This window comes from Flavobacterium hydatis, from assembly GCF_000737695.1.
GTDB lineage: Bacteria > Bacteroidota > Bacteroidia > Flavobacteriales > Flavobacteriaceae > Flavobacterium > Flavobacterium hydatis.
In genome coordinates, this window is record NZ_JPRM01000037.1 from 13917 (window position 1) to 28878 (window position 14962).

20 protein-coding genes and 2 pseudogenes are annotated in these 14962 nt (G+C 32.3%); all 22 read left to right on the forward strand.

Annotated elements, in window-relative coordinates:
• Positions 1-53: 53 nt before the first annotated feature.
• The 22 genes and pseudogenes from IW20_RS19680 to IW20_RS19785 all read left to right on the forward strand — a co-directional run bounded on the left by IW20_RS19680 (position 54) and on the right by IW20_RS19785 (position 14953).
• Complete coding sequence (locus IW20_RS19680) at positions 54-593, forward strand: GNAT family N-acetyltransferase (RefSeq protein WP_051886014.1); 540 nt, start codon at positions 54-56, stop codon at positions 591-593.
• A gap of 35 nt (positions 594-628) precedes the next feature.
• Positions 629-1291: a class I SAM-dependent methyltransferase gene (locus IW20_RS19685; protein WP_240478517.1), complete on the forward strand. Its 663-nt coding sequence runs from the start codon at positions 629-631 to the stop codon at positions 1289-1291.
• A gap of 274 nt (positions 1292-1565) precedes the next feature.
• Positions 1566-2537 (forward strand): annotated as a pseudogene (locus IW20_RS19690) (serine hydrolase domain-containing protein); the annotation flags it as partial.
• A gap of 33 nt (positions 2538-2570) precedes the next feature.
• Positions 2571-2768 carry a hypothetical protein gene (locus IW20_RS26140; RefSeq protein WP_123869470.1) on the forward strand — a complete coding sequence of 66 codons (198 nt, stop codon included), beginning with the start codon at positions 2571-2573 and terminating at the stop codon, positions 2766-2768.
• A complete protein-coding gene (locus IW20_RS19700) occupies positions 2769-3092 on the forward strand; it encodes a DUF2085 domain-containing protein (protein ID WP_035626473.1) in 324 nt (107 codons plus the stop codon).
• A gap of 2 nt (positions 3093-3094) precedes the next feature.
• Positions 3095-3607, forward strand: coding sequence for a ClbS/DfsB family four-helix bundle protein (locus IW20_RS19705; RefSeq protein ID WP_035626476.1), 513 nt, complete (start codon positions 3095-3097; stop codon positions 3605-3607).
• Positions 3608-4220: 613 nt separating this feature from the next.
• Entirely contained in the window at positions 4221-4442 is a 222-nt protein-coding gene (locus IW20_RS19710) for a DUF2798 domain-containing protein (RefSeq protein WP_035626478.1), read from the forward strand.
• Positions 4439-5107: a 3,4-dihydroxy-2-butanone-4-phosphate synthase gene (ribB, locus tag IW20_RS19715; protein ID WP_035626480.1), complete on the forward strand. Its 669-nt coding sequence runs from the start codon at positions 4439-4441 to the stop codon at positions 5105-5107. Before IW20_RS19710 ends, ribB begins: the two co-directional genes overlap by 4 nt.
• A gap of 3 nt (positions 5108-5110) precedes the next feature.
• Positions 5111-5680: a Crp/Fnr family transcriptional regulator gene (locus IW20_RS19720; RefSeq protein ID WP_035626483.1), complete on the forward strand. Its 570-nt coding sequence runs from the start codon at positions 5111-5113 to the stop codon at positions 5678-5680.
• 301 nt (positions 5681-5981) lie between these two features.
• Positions 5982-7376: an alpha/beta hydrolase family protein gene (locus IW20_RS19725; RefSeq protein ID WP_035626485.1), complete on the forward strand. Its 1395-nt coding sequence runs from the start codon at positions 5982-5984 to the stop codon at positions 7374-7376.
• Positions 7377-7395: 19 nt separating this feature from the next.
• A complete protein-coding gene (locus tag IW20_RS19730) occupies positions 7396-7710 on the forward strand; it encodes a barstar family protein (RefSeq protein ID WP_035626488.1) in 315 nt (104 codons plus the stop codon).
• A gap of 28 nt (positions 7711-7738) precedes the next feature.
• Positions 7739-8321: pseudogene (locus IW20_RS19735) on the forward strand (LOG family protein).
• A gap of 20 nt (positions 8322-8341) precedes the next feature.
• On the forward strand, positions 8342-8890 hold the full coding sequence (locus tag IW20_RS26620; RefSeq protein WP_081912526.1) for a hypothetical protein: 549 nt from the start codon (positions 8342-8344) through the stop codon (positions 8888-8890).
• A 138-nt stretch (positions 8891-9028) separates the two neighbouring features.
• A complete protein-coding gene (locus tag IW20_RS19745) occupies positions 9029-9586 on the forward strand; it encodes a TetR/AcrR family transcriptional regulator (protein WP_035626491.1) in 558 nt (185 codons plus the stop codon).
• The gene (gene fabF, locus IW20_RS19750; protein ID WP_035626494.1) at positions 9586-10830 is read left to right on the forward strand and encodes a beta-ketoacyl-ACP synthase II; all 1245 of its coding nucleotides are present in this window, start codon (positions 9586-9588) and stop codon (positions 10828-10830) included. Before IW20_RS19745 ends, fabF begins: the two co-directional genes overlap by 1 nt.
• Before the next feature lie 135 nt (positions 10831-10965).
• A complete protein-coding gene (locus IW20_RS19755) occupies positions 10966-11616 on the forward strand; it encodes a hypothetical protein (protein ID WP_035626497.1) in 651 nt (216 codons plus the stop codon).
• Between the two features lie 33 nt (positions 11617-11649).
• Complete coding sequence (locus tag IW20_RS19760) at positions 11650-12030, forward strand: VOC family protein (RefSeq protein ID WP_035626500.1); 381 nt, start codon at positions 11650-11652, stop codon at positions 12028-12030.
• A 7-nt stretch (positions 12031-12037) separates the two neighbouring features.
• Positions 12038-12658, forward strand: coding sequence for a hypothetical protein (locus tag IW20_RS19765; RefSeq protein ID WP_035626502.1), 621 nt, complete (start codon positions 12038-12040; stop codon positions 12656-12658).
• A 19-nt stretch (positions 12659-12677) separates the two neighbouring features.
• Positions 12678-13070, forward strand: a complete 393-nt coding sequence (locus IW20_RS19770) for an ACT domain-containing protein (RefSeq protein ID WP_035626505.1) — start codon at positions 12678-12680, stop codon at positions 13068-13070.
• Between the two features lie 16 nt (positions 13071-13086).
• Positions 13087-13944, forward strand: coding sequence for a helix-turn-helix domain-containing protein (locus IW20_RS19775; RefSeq protein ID WP_035626508.1), 858 nt, complete (start codon positions 13087-13089; stop codon positions 13942-13944).
• Between the two features lie 88 nt (positions 13945-14032).
• Entirely contained in the window at positions 14033-14545 is a 513-nt protein-coding gene (locus IW20_RS19780; RefSeq protein WP_035626511.1) for an anthrone oxygenase family protein, read from the forward strand.
• Between the two features lie 12 nt (positions 14546-14557).
• A complete protein-coding gene (locus IW20_RS19785) occupies positions 14558-14953 on the forward strand; it encodes a DUF5367 family protein (RefSeq protein ID WP_035626512.1) in 396 nt (131 codons plus the stop codon).
• Positions 14954-14962 lie beyond the last annotated feature (9 nt).

Consider the following 14962-nt stretch of genomic DNA (forward strand, 5'->3'; position numbering starts at 1 on the left):
TTATTTTCATAATTTCGTTTAATGAGGCAACTCCTTTTTAAACCCAAATAGATATGAAATTAGATTTTACTGAATTCCCAAGGCTCGAAACTCAAAGATTAGTTTTGAGGAGTCTCGAAAATCAAGATTTCGAACTCATTCATAAATTACATTCCGATCCCGTTGTAAACTCATTTGTAGGCAGAGATAATTCCTCTAGTTTAGAAAAAGCACAAGCATATATTATCCGGATGAATAATATGGTTGCCAAAAACGAATGCATTTATTGGGTAATCACAACAAAAGAAAACAATGATTTAATAGGTTCTGCTTGTCTTTGGAATTTTGATTTTGAGAATAAAATTGTCGAAATTGGTTACGAAATGTTGCCAGATTATCAAGGAAAAGGATTCATGACCGAAGCTTTAAGAGAAGTTGTAAAACATGCTTTTGAAGAAATAAACTCAGTTATAATAACCGCATTTCCTTCCTCGGATAATGTTAGTTCCGTATCAATTTTAAAAAAACTTAATTTTCAACACGAAGACAAACCTTATAATAATACACACCAAAATGTAGCAAATTTGGTAACATATACTTTAAGAAAAGTATAAATACATAAAACCTCAGCTACAAAAAAATACCACTTATGAAACAGAATAAATACGACGACAAATCATTCTTTGATAATTATGGCAAAATGCCCCGTTCTGCCGAAGGATTAAATGCTGCTGGCGAATGGTACGTTTTACGTGAAATGCTACCTGAATTTAAAGATAAAAATGTTCTAGATCTGGGATGCGGATATGGCTGGCATTGCATTTATGCCAAAGAACAAGGAGCTGAAAAAGTGGTTGGTATTGATTTATCTCAAAAAATGATTGAAAAAGCTAAGGAGAATTCAAAAGACTTAGCCATAGATTACAGACAAATCGCAATTGAAGATATCGGCTTTAAACCCGAAGAATTTGATATTGTAATTAGTTCGCTCGCATTTCATTATGTAAAAAATCTAAAAGACATTTTTGATAAAATCAATACGTACCTAAAAAAAGGCGGAAGCTTTGTTTTCTCGATGGAACATCCTGCATTTACATCGCGCCCAGAACAAGATTGGTTTACCGACTCAAACGGAAATCGCCTGCATTGGCCCATAGATAATTATCAGGATGAAGGGATAAGACACACCCAATTTTTAGGTCATGAAGTAATTAAATACCATAGAACTTTTGAAACTATTGTAAATACATTAATCAATGCCAACTTTACAATCAAACAAATATCTGAACCAAAACCATCTGAAGAAATATAAGAAAAATACCCAGAAATGATTGACGAAGCAAGAAGACCTATTTTTATATTGATATCGGCAGTTAAGAATTAAACTCAAATAAAATTGTCTGAACAGTAAGAAAATAGGTCTTATGATTTTTTGTAACAAAAGAATTCATATTACGTCATATAAAAAATCATCAATCATGACAATCAAAACAATCAACCATTATTTATTACTGTTATTCTTTCTGGCATCGCTTACTTTATCAGCTCAGGTTGATAAAAATTCCGATTTATACAAAACCCCATTTTTTGATAATGATGTCGAAATTGAAAAATGGCTCAAAGAAAATAATGTTCCAGCTCTTGGACTCGGAATAATCAATGATGGGAAACTACAACAGATTAGAGTTTTTGGCGAACTCCAGAAAGGAAAAACCGCGCCATACAATACTATATTTAATGTTGCTTCACTTACCAAACCAATCACTGCAATGGTTGCCCTAAAATTGGTTAGTTTAGGCAAATGGGATTTGGATGAACCTCTTTATAAATATTGGATTGATCCAGATATTGCAAACGATCCTAGAACAAAAAAAATTACAACAAGACTCATTTTAAGTCACCAAGCAGGATTTGCAAATTGGCGTTGGAACAATCCCGATAAAAAACTACGTTTTGAGTATGAACCCGGAACAAAATATAAATACTCTGGCGAAGGATTTGAATATCTTAGAAAAGCGTTAGAGAAAAAATTTAATAAAACCCTAGATCAATTGGCAAAGGAATTAATATTTACTCCATTGCAAATGAACGATACAAATTATATCTGGGATACAAAAACTGACGAATCACGTTTTGCAATAGGATATGATCCTAAAGGAAATGCGTACGAAACAGAGAAAAGAAAAACCGCAAATGCAGCCGATGATCTATTGACAACCATAGAAGATTATGGAAAATTTTTGGTTAGTGTTATGAATGGTGACGGATTATCCGAAAAAGTCTTTGACGACATGAAAACAAATCAAGTCGAAATGAAAGCCAAAGAATATTATGGTTTAGGTTTAGTTATCTACGACTTAGGAAACGGAGAAACAGCCTTATCTCATGGCGGCGCAGATCAAGGAGTACAAACAATATTTTTTCTTCTCCCAAAAACAAAACAAGGAATAATCATTTTCACTAATGTCGATGATGGTCATAAAATATATGAAAAACTACTTTTTCATTATTTAGGAGATAACGGGAGAAAAATATTCGAAATTGAAACCAAAAATTAATTCAAGAAATCAAAAATTAACCAAACAAAAACCATGAATACAATTAATCAAGACAACCAAATTAGATGTCCAAAATGTCATTCGACACAAGTATATGTAGATAAAAAAGGCTTTAGCGGAAAAAAAGCGTGTTGTGGAGCAATTCTAGCTGGACCATTAGGACTTTTATGCGGCACTCATAAATCGAATAAAATAAGAATGACTTGTTTAAATTGTAAACGTACCTGGTAAATGAAACTAGACGATTTTACTTTAGGCTGCCACGGAATCCCCGAAAGGTGTTATAAAATTAATGACAAACATATGCCTTTTTGCGCAAGATGTTTGGGTGCAAGCATCGGACATATTTTTTGTGCAGTTTGTTACTTTTTTTATTACCTCCCGCCCTTTTACTTTTCAATAATTGGTTTAGCATTAATGCTTGCAGATTGGTATTTTCAAAACTCATTGCAAAAATATCATAGCAACTTCATGAGACTTTTAACTGGTACAATAGGAGGTTTTTCGATGGGAATTATCATCTGGAAAACTATTGATTTTATAATACATTTTTAAAAATGGCTGTACCACAAAATAAAACCGAACTTCTAAAAGAAATTGAAATAACGTACGCAAAACTTCAAGAGGATTTAAAAACAATTCCTATTGAACTTACAACGCAGCAAACACTCGAAGGTCATTCTAAAAATACCCTGATGAGTGTAAACAATTTAGTTTCATACTTAATAGGTTGGGGAGAATTAGTCTTAAAATGGCATCACAAAAATAACAATAATATACCTGTTGATTTTCCTGAAACTGGTTATAAATGGAACGAATTAGGCAAACTTGCCCAGAAGTTTTATGTCGATTATCAAGATTTGGATTTTATAACGCTACAAGAAAGTTTAGATATAACGGTAGACGAGTTACAAACCTTGATTAAAAGCTACGATAACAACACGCTTTATGAACGAGAATGGTATGAAAAATGGACAATGGGAAGAATGATACAATTTAATACCTCATCGCCATATAAAAACGCTCGAGCTAGAATAAGAAAATGGAAGAAAGAAAATGACTTAAAATAAGGCTTTTAAATTCAATGTCTACAAATTAATAGACAATTTAAAATGATTTAAGATTTTTGATTAACGATTTTTGATTTCAGAGGTACAAAATCCCAATAAGAGCATTGCTAACGCGAGCGTCCCGCTCGTGAACACAAACAAAATCCATTTTAATAAAAAACCATATAATAATTCTTATCCTCAGAACTGGGACATTCGCGACAGCTTGATAGACTTTTTCTCGCAAAGACGCAAAGCCACAAAGAAACTATGTGTAAACTTGGCGACTTAGCGTCTTTGCGAGAGATTTATTCAGCAAAGTATTGTAGACATTTCCTTTATTTAATGACAGTAAACACGAGCGGGACGTTAGCATTGGCTCGACAACAGATTACAAACAAAATAACAGCTTACAACCATTGCCAATGGTTTTAACCATTGGAACGCAATCCATTATCCTAATCCATTATCGCAATCCGTATCCCACGGTTGAAACCGTGGGCTATCATAAAAATAAATAAAACCTTCTCCCGTTGCTAGAATAGATTTTTTATTTTTTTTTGATGTACATCAATGTTTTCCCTTCCTTATTTAAACAATTTTGTTCCAGCAAAAATTTAATAATCAATTAAAAATGAACAAAAAGTATTTTAAATACATCAACACTTTATTTGTTGTTATTCCTATGACCCTCATTATGGCGTTTGTAGGACTTATGCGCAATTATGGTTTTGGAGAAGATTGGTTCTTCAAATTTCTTAAGGCTTGGAGTGTCATGCTTCCAGTTTCCTACATGAGTGCTTTTATAATTATTCCAAATGCTAGAAGGTTAGCCGAAAAAACAACATCCAGATGATTACTGAAATAGAAAACGAAAACCCATTAGTATCATTTGGTACAACTAGCCAAGAACGTGTAGAAAATGCAATTAGTGAACTCAAACTCGGAAAAGGTATTTTATTACTAGATGATAAAGACCGTGAGAACGAAGGCGATTTAGTTTATTCAGCCCAACATATGTCAGTCGAAGATATGGCATTAATGATACGCGAATGCAGCGGAATTGTATGTCTTTGCCTTACGAATGAAAAAGCCGATGCATTAGAATTACCTTATATGGTAAAAGAAAATACAAGTCTTTTTCAGACTCCATTTACGGTTACTATCGAAGCAAAAGAGGGCGTTACAACAGGACTTTCGGCATCAGATAGAATTCAAACCATAAGAACCGCTTCTGCCGATTATGCAAAACCTTCAGATTTAGTAAAACCAGGACATATTTTTCCGCTAAGAGCGAATGACAACGGCGTGCTACAACGCAACGGACATACAGAGGGAAGTGTAGATTTAATGAAATTATCGGGTTTAAAACCTGAGGCTGTATTATGCGAATTAATGAATCCTAACGGAACTATGGCAAGATTACCAGAGATTCTATCATTTGCACAAAAGCATCAATTGGTCGTTTTAACAATAGAAGATATTATACATTACCGTAAATTTGTTAGAGATTTTATTTAAAATATGAAAGAGCAATTAATCGAATATATAAAAGAAGTTTCAACAGTTACAGATGAAGAACTAGAGAAAATAATCAGTCATTTTAATCCTTTAGAAGTCGAAAAAAACGAACTCTTGGTTGTTCCGGGTCAAACCACCCAACGCATGTATTTTATTTGCAATGGTTGTTTACGCATATTTTTTATAACCGAAGAAGGACAAGAAGCAACACGCTATTTAGGATTCGAAAGCAATTTTGTAACCGCTTTATCCAGCTTTGTATTAAATGAGCCTTCCCTAGAGTTTGTTCAGGCATTAGAACCTACCGAATTACTTTATATTTCGCGTCAGGATTTTTATCATTTGCTAGAAACCATCCCAAATTGGGGAAGTTTTTACAGGCATTATATGGAGATGGCTTATGTAACCAATACCAAAAGACTCATGTCGTTCTTAACCCAAAATGCCACCGAAAGATACAAGCAATTACTAGACACTAATCCTAAAATTACACAACGTTTATCTAACAAGATTGTATCTTCTTTTCTCAATATTTCGCAAGAAACATTAAGCAGACTAAAATCTAAACCTTAAATACTATTATTTTTCAAAATATTCATTCACAGGCAATACTAGTTTCTAGTAATTGCCTTTTTTTGTTTAAGTACGAACTCATATTTTTCATAACTTCGTTTATAATTGCAAAAAGAAATCAAAAAACGATGAATCAGCATAGTATCGATATAGCAAACTTACCAAATGGCAATTAGAAAATAAACTAAAAAAGAATAGATAATTTTATATCATTTCTGTAACAAAATACGTTTTATCAGACTATTCCGGTACGATTATATAATTTAAAAACTAACTTTTTATTAATAAGACCACTAACCAAATGAAACATTTTATATTATCAATACTAGCAATTTTGACCACATTAACTGTTTTCGGGCAAGACATTACAGGACAATGGAATGGTCTTTTAAATGTTCAGGGAAAACAATTAAGACTTGTTTTTAATATTAATAAAGTCGATACTGGTTTTAAATCAACAATGGACAGTCCTGATCAAGGTGCAAAAGATATTCCGGTAACTACAACAAGTTTTGAGAACTCAACTTTAAAACTTACCATTGAAAGTGCTAAAATCGAATATGAAGGTATTCTTGGCAAAGACAATAAAATAGTTGGTAATTTTAAACAAGCGGGGCATGCATTTCCGATGAATTTATCGAGAGAAAAAATTGAAAAAGAAAAACTAGTACGTCCGCAAGAGCCAACTAAACCATATCCTTATTACTCCGAAGATGTCACTTTTAAGAATGAAAAAGCTGGAATAACTCTGGCTGGAACATTAACTCTTCCTAAAAAAGAAGGTGTTTTTCCCGCTGTTATTTTAATAACTGGAAGTGGCGCACAAAATCGTGATGAAGAACTAATGGGCCATAAACCTTTCTTAGTATTATCTGACTTTTTAACTAAAAACGGAATTGCAGTTTTACGATATGATGATAGAGGAACTGCACAATCTACAGGAAATTTTAAAAACTCAACTTCTTTAGATTTTGCTACAGATGCTCTGGCAGCAGTAAATTATTTGCAAACTAGAAAAGAAATTAACAAACAAAAAATTGGTTTAATTGGTCATAGCGAAGGAGGATTAATTGCTCCAATTGTAGCTACAAATTCTAAGAATGTCAATTTTATTGTCTTACTTGCTGGTCCTGGACTTCCTGGAAACCAACTACTTTTATTACAACAAAAATTAATTGCAGAAGCAGCTGGAATGAGTCAAGCTGATATTCTGAAAGCACAAGAAGTAAACAAAACAGCTTTTAATATTATTGCTAAATCTAAAAGCCCGGAACAATTAAAAACCGATTTAACAACTTACATGATTCAAGTTTCTAAAAACGACCCAAATAAACCTGCAGGAATGACTGACGCTGAATATGTTAAAATACAAACAGACAAGATTCTAACTCCTTGGATGGTAACTTTCCTTACCTTTAATCCAGCGCCAACATTAGAGAGGGTAAAATGTCCTGTTTTAGCACTTAATGGAGCCAAAGATTTACAAGTTGCACCAAAAGAAAATCTAACTGCTATAAAAGAAGCCCTTTTAAAAGGAGGAAACAAAAACATTACAACCAAAGAATTACCAAACCTGAATCATTTATTTCAGGAATGCAAAACTGGTTTACCTCAAGAATATGCAACTATAGAACAAACATTTGCACCAACAGCTCTGAACGAAATTCTGGATTGGATAAAAATACAGACCAAATAAAATTTAAACAGACTGTAAAATGAAAGATAAACCGATATCTAAAAATAGCAAACGAAAAATATTTATTAACGGAAATATTTGCCACAATCGAGAAGATTTCTGGAATGCCTACACAAAAGAAATCGACCCTGAATCGGCTAAACATTTTGGGAAAAACTTAGATGCTTTTAATGACGCCATTTCGGCCGCTGGTCCGGGATATCCGGGAGAATGTACTATAGAAATAACAGGAACAGAAAATTTAAACAAAATATTTGGTACAGAAAATTTTCAATACATAATCGAATTACTTACAAAGGCAGACTTTGTAGATTTAATTACTCAAGAAAACTAATTGCCGATTACATTTTACAATTAAACAAATGAATAGAATTACCGTTTTTTGTGGATCAAGTTTTGGAAACAAAAAAGAATACGAAACTCAAGCTTTTAAACTTGGCCAAACAATGTCCCAAAACAACATCGATTTGGTTTATGGCGGAGCCAAAGTAGGACTTATGGGTGCGGTTGCAGATGGAGTTTTAAATAAAAACGGAAAAGTAATCGGAGTTTTACCAGACTTCCTGATGAAGAAAGAAATTGCTCACGATAATTTAACCGAATTAATTATTGTAAAAAGCATGCATGAAAGAAAAACCAAAATGAACGAATTAAGCGATGGTGTAATTGCTTTACCAGGTGGATTTGGAACTCTCGAAGAGTTTTTTGAAATGCTTACATGGGCACAACTTGGTCTTCATAAAAAACCAATTGGAATTTTTGAATATCGATGGCTTTTACGATTTATTACTAGAATTTATACTAAAAATGGTAAATGAAGGTTTCTTAAAAGAGATCAATCAACAAATGATAATCGTAAGTACAGATTCAGAGGATTTACTCCTTAAAATGAAAAATTACGTAGCACCAGAAGTTGGTAAGTGGATTAAAAAGGGAAATGAATAAATCATCAAAAATCAAAAAACATGCCTGTAGATAATTTAAATTTAGAAATTCCGAAATTGATTTTTAATGCAAGCGGAGAATTAATAATCCTTCCTTCCCCTACTTCATCCAAAGATGATTTTGATTTTTTTCAGGGGAAAACTAATATCATAAATAAAAAACTAAAATACAGATTCTCTAATTGTACAGAATGGATTGAGTTTCCATCGACTCAGGAAATGTATAAAGTCCTAAACGGAATTGGTAATATTGATAATTTTCTAGCAGAATTTGATGGCGTTCCTTTTGAAGGAATGACGGTACGATTATTTAATCCAGAAACAAAATTATGGAGTATTTATTGGTCAGATTCTAATACAGGAGTTCTGGACAAACCCGTAATTGGCTCCTTCGAAAAAAAAGTAGGCCACTTCTTTTCAAGAGATATTTATGAAGGAAAAAAAGTAATTCAGTTATTTCGTTGGGATGCCAGAGACAAAAACAATCCTATTTGGAGCCAAGCGATGTCTGTCGATAATGGCGAAACTTGGGAATGGAACTGGTATATGTACATGACCAAAGTGAAATAGAAATTCCGATACAGAATAACTCAACCAATCAAACTCTTTAACACCTAACAGGTTAGTCTTTTCCTAAAATGATTAAAAATAAATCGCAATTAATTTGTCTATCTACTAATAGGTAGTATATTTGTTTAAAAAAAAGCGATGACAACAAGAGAAGCAATCATAGACAAAGCAGATCAATTGATAAGAGAAAAAGGTTACAATGCTTTTAGCTTTAAAGATATCTCTAATGATATTGGTATAAAAACTGCTTCGATACATTATCATTTCCCTGCAAAATCAGACTTGGGTGTTGCAACAATCAAAGAACATATTGAGAGATATGAAACTTTAAAGAAAAAAGTTGCTAATCAATCTCCATTAATAAAACTTGAAGCTTTCTTAGCCATTCATACCCAAATAAAACAGGAAAACAAAGTCTGTATTGTTGGCTCATTAGCAACAGACTTAAACACCCTAGATGAAACCATAAAATCAGAACTACAAATATTTGCAGCACTAGTTATTAATTGGTTAACCGAAGTCTTAACTGAAGGAAAAGAACTTAAAATATTTGATTTCGAATCTTCCCCAAGAACAAAAGCATTGATGATAATAACAAATATGGTTGCAATTGTACAACTGTCTAGACTTACAAACGAAAATGACTTTGTGATTGTAAAAGAAACAATTCTAAAAGAACTAAAATCTAAAAAATAATGAAAAGAGTAGTAATTACAGGATTAGGAGCAGTAACCCCTATTGGCAATAATGTTTCGGAATATTGGCACTCGTTAATCAACGGAGTTAGTGGTGCAGCAGAAATAACAAAATTTGATACTACTAATTTCAAAACAAAATTTGCCTGTGAGGTTAAGAATTTTAATCCAGAAAATATTTTTGAGAAAAATGAAATCAGAAAATATGATCTTTTTACTCAATACGCATTATATGTAACTGACGAAGCGATTAAAAACGCAAATATTGATTTTGATTCTTTAAATAAAAATAGAATTGGAGTTATTTGGGGTTCAGGCGATGGTGGAGTTTCAACATTCGAAGAACAAATCGGAGAATATAAATTAGGTAATGGTACACCAAGATTTAGTCCCTTTTTCATCCCAAAAAGAATTATAAACATTGCTTCGGGAGCAATCTCAATTAAATACGGTCTTCGCGGCATTAATTATACCACAGTATCTGCCTGTTCAGCAAGTAATACAGCAATCATTGATGCATTTAATTACATCCGTTGGGGCAAAGCCGATATGATAATTAGTGGCGGATCAGAAGCTTCTGTCACAGAATCTTCTATTGGAGGTTTTAATGCCTCAAAAGCATTATCAATATTAAACGAAGATTGTAGTAAAGCATCACGACCATTTGATGCAACAAGAAACGGATTTGTTTTAGGTGAAGGTGCTGGTGCTATTATACTAGAAAGCTATGAACATGCAGTAAAAAGGAATGCTGTTATTCTTGCCGAAATTGTTGGCGGCGGATTAGCTGGAGATGCTTATCACCTAACAAGTACCCACCCAGATGGCGAAGGTGCTATTCTAGGAATGGAACTTGCTCTAGAGGAAGCTCAGATAACGCCAGACAAAATCGATTATATAAATGCGCATGCTACCTCAACTCCTACTGGTGACTTGAGTGAACTTAAAGCGATGGAAAAAGTATTCGGAATAAACCCAAATGCAAATATTAGTGCAACAAAATCAATGACTGGACATTTACTTGGTGCAGCCGGAGCTATTGAAGCAATTGCCTGTATAAAAGCTATTCAGGAAAATATTGTTCCGCCAACAATAAATACAGAAACAATAGAACCCGAATTTTTAAATAAGTTTAATTTGACACTCGGTAAAGCTCAACCTAAAATAGTTAACTATGCTATGAGTAATACATTTGGCTTTGGCGGACATATAGCAAGCTCCATATTTAAAAAATTTACGGACTAATTTTACTGTAATTAAATCAAAAATAAAGCAACCTCGTTTAAGCAATTTAAGCGAGGTTTTTTTATATATGACAATTTCAAATAGCAAATCGAGATAAAATTTTCCATAACTTCGTTGGTAATAAAAATACTAAAAATGGAATTAATTAATACTATTGAGATTTTACCTTCAGAATACTCGAATAATGATTATAAAAGTCCTGATTCTAGTTTTTTAGAAAGTAAAATTGAATGGTATAATTATTGGAAAAAATGCATCAGTGATAGTAATTTAGAAAAATTAGAACCCATAGAAAAAGGTAGTTTCTTCGTTGATTTAAATACTTTAAATGATAATGAGTTAAAAATAATTTTACTAAAAACACTTACAGAAATTGATTTAGAAAATATTGATGATGAAATTTCACATCTTTTTGGTGGAATTGTATTAAAATTTAATGACCAAATACTTATCCAGCCTAATTGTTGTTGCGACATTGGAAATTTATCCGAATGGCTAAAAATTTTAATTTCTAAAGAAAATGAATGGCACCAGCTATGGATTGGACATCCTTGGGTGTTTTTTAAAACTGTAGATGATTTAATTTATTTTTCAGATTACACTGAAAAAAATGAAGCTCAAAATCTAGATGAGAAATTCTCTATTTCTAAAGTATTATTCGAGAAAAATTTAAAAAAAATAAAACAAGAACAAGAAGAATTCAAAATAAGAATAGAAAGAAATCTGATAGAATTAAATATTCAGCAACCAAAAGAAATTGCGGACTTATTAGCAAGCTTAAGATAATCGAAATAAAAAAAGAATCCCCTTAAATTAAATATGAAAAACAAATCAAATCTTGTAGTCTATTTTGAGATTCCTGTAAACGATATAGAAAGAGCCATGCAATTTTATACGGCAGTTTTTAATTTTGAATTTGAGCGAGATATTATCCATGATAACGAAATGGCTTTTTTTCCTCTTATCGAAGGCAATAACGGAATTTCGGGCGCTTTGGCAAAAGGAGAAATATACAAACCTACTATAAACGGAACGCTTATATATTTTAATACCGAAGATATTGATGCAACTCTAAACCTTGCAGTAAAAAATGGTGCCGAAGTTTTATTCCCAATAACATCAAACGGAGAATATAGCTCAGTAGCCGAATTTAAAGATTGCGAAGGAAACAGAATTGCATTACATATGGCTAATAAATAAAAATATTATGAACTCTTTAGAAACCACCAAGGCTATTTTAAAAACTGGAGAAGAAAAGCTTCTGTATAATGAAAAGTCCCTAAATTTTTCATTACTTGATTTTTGGCGTTGGAGTGTTTCAGATATTGTTAGTAATGCGACACGTGGACGTTTAGCAGAATTTATTGTTGCAACGGCTGTAAATATTGACATAAAAGAAATTCGAGATGAATGGGGTGCCTATGATTTAGAAACACCCGACAAAATAAAAATTGAAATAAAATCTGCTGCATATATACAATCATGGGAACAAAAGAAACTATCGACAATTAGTTTCAGTACAAAACTATCCCAGCCTTGGAATTCAGAAATTGATAAACGTTCAACAATCCCAATTAGAAGTGCTGATGTATATGTCTTTTGTCTTTTACATCATTTAGACAAACCAACAATTAATCCTCTTAATTTAAATCATTGGGAGTTTTATGTCTTGTCAACTGAAGAGTTGAATAATTACAAGCGAAGTCAACATTCGATAACTTTAAATTCTTTAAAAAAATTGACCAATTCTATTGAATACGATAAATTGAAAAATGAAATAGAAGAAAAAAATAAATTAAACATTAAAATTGCATCTAGTATAATCTAAAATAAAACAATCCATTAAAATGTCAGGAGAAAAAGATTTAGAGAAATTACTCAAAAGCATGAAACCCAAACACAATGTTGGTGATTATGTTTTTTGCACGGTAAAAAGTCTTGAAAATATAGCGTTTAAAGATATTGTAATGTCATTTACTGAAAGTGAAGGCATTACTTTAATCTTAAAAAAAGAAATTGCCGACGAGCTAAAACTTAGTTATTCCGTTGTAATGTCGTGGATAACACTTACCGTACATTCATCATTAGAAGCTGTAGGTTTAACTGCCGCTTTCGCGAAAGCGCTATCCGATAATAATATTAGTTGCAATGTTGTAGCGGCATTTTATCACGACCACATTTTTGTAAATAAAAAAGACACCGACAATGCCATGCTTATTTTAAATAAATTTTCAGAATAGAATTAATCCATATTCCATGACAACAGATATCATAGAAATAAACAACTTTGTCGTTTTAATCGAGCAATCGAATGCTGAAAAAACGATTATCGAAAAATGCGAAATCGATGGTGACGCTGTTGGCTTTGCGTTTTATGGTTCAGGAAATGTCGAATTGGAAATTACGTATCAAAACAAAAATATAATTATAAATAATACAACAGGAATTGCAATTTCGTTTTTCGGTAATAGCAAAGTAGGATTTGCTCATAAAATATCGCCTAATAAACCATTGCAATCTATTAGTGTATTTATGAAATTAAAAAATCTTGATACGCTGCCAGAACGCGAAAGCGAAATCTTCTCCGAATATTTACAACAACTTCTTCATCCAGAAGCCAACTTTGTAGAAGGACCAAGTTTTTATATGTCGCCCGACATGCAAAACGCGGTTCAAAAAATATTTAATACCCAATATAAAGGAGACACCAGATTAATGTTTCTTAAAAGTCAGATAACCGAATTACTGGCACATTTCTTTGCACATCTTTCTACCGAAAAAGAAGAAAACATCAAAAAAATTGACCGTGAGAAACTCTTTCAGGCAAAAGAAATTATGAACCAAAATATTGCGACTCCACCTTCATTAAGTGAGTTATCTAAGCAAATTGGTCTGAACAACAACAAACTCAAAAAGAATTTTAAAGAACTCTTTGGTATTCCTGTATTTAAATACCTTCAGGAACAAAGGCTAAATAAAGCACATGAGTTACTGAGCAACACCGACAAGAACATTCAGGAAACCGCTTGGTTTGTAGGCTACGAAAGTTTGAGTTCATTCTCGAATGCTTTTCATAAAAAATTTGGTGTACGACCAAGCGAACTAAAAAAATAATTCTTTTCAAACAAATTTAAATCCTTTTAAAACAAATCACTGATAATCAATAGTTCTAATTTTATTTTGTTAACTAAACAACATAATCATGGAACCATTTATTATCGACACAAAAACGATTGTTTTATTACTTACTACATTATTTACGGGGCTTTTGGCTGGAATATTTTTTACTTGGGCAAATGCTATAACACCAGGTATTGGCAGGCTTGATGATATTAATTATCTCCGTGCTTTCCAGAACATGAACAGGACTATTTTAAATCCATTATTTTTTGTGGTCGTTCTTAGTCCTCTCATTTTATCATTTGCTACAGCTTACCTTTATAAATCACACCATACCTACATTATTTGGTTGCTACTTGCTGCAGCAATATTATATTTTGCGGGTGTATTTCTGGTAACCATCATGGGAAATATTCCGCTAAATGAACTTCTGGAAAAAACCGATTTGAGTAATATATCTCTGGAAGATGCAAGAAGTGTAAGAGATAAATTTGAACTTAAATGGAACAATCTGCATTTGATTCGAACCATAACATCTACCCTATCCTTCTTCTTATTAATTATCGTGTGTTTGTTCAGAAATAGTAACCTTTAATCTTAAAATAAAATGACAAAAATTAGAGCAATTTTAGTTGGATCATTAATCTGGCTAATGATATTTAGTACTTTCACAGTATTAAGTTATATCCCAAACATCAAAGATTCTGCATTGCAACAATTCCTGATTGTTGCACCATTGGCAATTCCGTTCACAATTCTCGGCGCTTCTATCTTCTATAAAAACAGAAATAAAGCCAACGGATTCATTATCGGCTTAATAATAGTTACAACAGCTTTAACTCTGGATGTATTTATAACGGTGCCGTTTACCATAATCCCAAATCAAGGAACTTATCATAGTTTTTTTACTAGTAAATTCCTCTGGATTCTTGTTGCAGAGGTTGTTACTATTGTATACTTTTATTGGAAATTAAAGATTAAAACCAAATTACAAAACATATAATTAGTTTTT

Excerpts from the sequence above, each read along its gene's own strand:
- IW20_RS19700 (WP_035626473.1), top strand. The coding sequence starts at position 2,769 with ATGAAACTAGACGATTTTACTTTAGGCTGCCACGGAATCCCCGAAAGG.
- IW20_RS19785 (WP_035626512.1), top strand. The coding sequence starts at position 14,558 with ATGACAAAAATTAGAGCAATTTTAGTTGGATCATTAATCTGGCTAATG.
- IW20_RS19710 (WP_035626478.1), top strand. The coding sequence starts at position 4,221 with ATGAACAAAAAGTATTTTAAATACATCAACACTTTATTTGTTGTTATT.
- IW20_RS19775 (WP_035626508.1), top strand. The coding sequence starts at position 13,087 with ATGACAACAGATATCATAGAAATAAACAACTTTGTCGTTTTAATCGAG.
- IW20_RS19720 (WP_035626483.1), top strand. The coding sequence starts at position 5,111 with ATGAAAGAGCAATTAATCGAATATATAAAAGAAGTTTCAACAGTTACA.
- ribB (WP_035626480.1), top strand. The coding sequence starts at position 4,439 with ATGATTACTGAAATAGAAAACGAAAACCCATTAGTATCATTTGGTACA.
- IW20_RS19725 (WP_035626485.1), top strand. The coding sequence starts at position 5,982 with ATGAAACATTTTATATTATCAATACTAGCAATTTTGACCACATTAACT.
- IW20_RS19760 (WP_035626500.1), top strand. The coding sequence starts at position 11,650 with ATGAAAAACAAATCAAATCTTGTAGTCTATTTTGAGATTCCTGTAAAC.
- IW20_RS19745 (WP_035626491.1), top strand. The coding sequence starts at position 9,029 with ATGACAACAAGAGAAGCAATCATAGACAAAGCAGATCAATTGATAAGA.
- IW20_RS19680 (WP_051886014.1), top strand. The coding sequence starts at position 54 with ATGAAATTAGATTTTACTGAATTCCCAAGGCTCGAAACTCAAAGATTA.
- fabF (WP_035626494.1), top strand. The coding sequence starts at position 9,586 with ATGAAAAGAGTAGTAATTACAGGATTAGGAGCAGTAACCCCTATTGGC.
- IW20_RS19755 (WP_035626497.1), top strand. The coding sequence starts at position 10,966 with ATGGAATTAATTAATACTATTGAGATTTTACCTTCAGAATACTCGAAT.
- IW20_RS26140 (WP_123869470.1), top strand. The coding sequence starts at position 2,571 with ATGAATACAATTAATCAAGACAACCAAATTAGATGTCCAAAATGTCAT.
- IW20_RS19780 (WP_035626511.1), top strand. The coding sequence starts at position 14,033 with ATGGAACCATTTATTATCGACACAAAAACGATTGTTTTATTACTTACT.
- IW20_RS19730 (WP_035626488.1), top strand. The coding sequence starts at position 7,396 with ATGAAAGATAAACCGATATCTAAAAATAGCAAACGAAAAATATTTATT.
- IW20_RS19705 (WP_035626476.1), top strand. The coding sequence starts at position 3,095 with ATGGCTGTACCACAAAATAAAACCGAACTTCTAAAAGAAATTGAAATA.
- IW20_RS19685 (WP_240478517.1), top strand. The coding sequence starts at position 629 with ATGAAACAGAATAAATACGACGACAAATCATTCTTTGATAATTATGGC.
- IW20_RS19765 (WP_035626502.1), top strand. The coding sequence starts at position 12,038 with ATGAACTCTTTAGAAACCACCAAGGCTATTTTAAAAACTGGAGAAGAA.
- IW20_RS19770 (WP_035626505.1), top strand. The coding sequence starts at position 12,678 with ATGTCAGGAGAAAAAGATTTAGAGAAATTACTCAAAAGCATGAAACCC.
- IW20_RS26620 (WP_081912526.1), top strand. The coding sequence starts at position 8,342 with ATGCCTGTAGATAATTTAAATTTAGAAATTCCGAAATTGATTTTTAAT.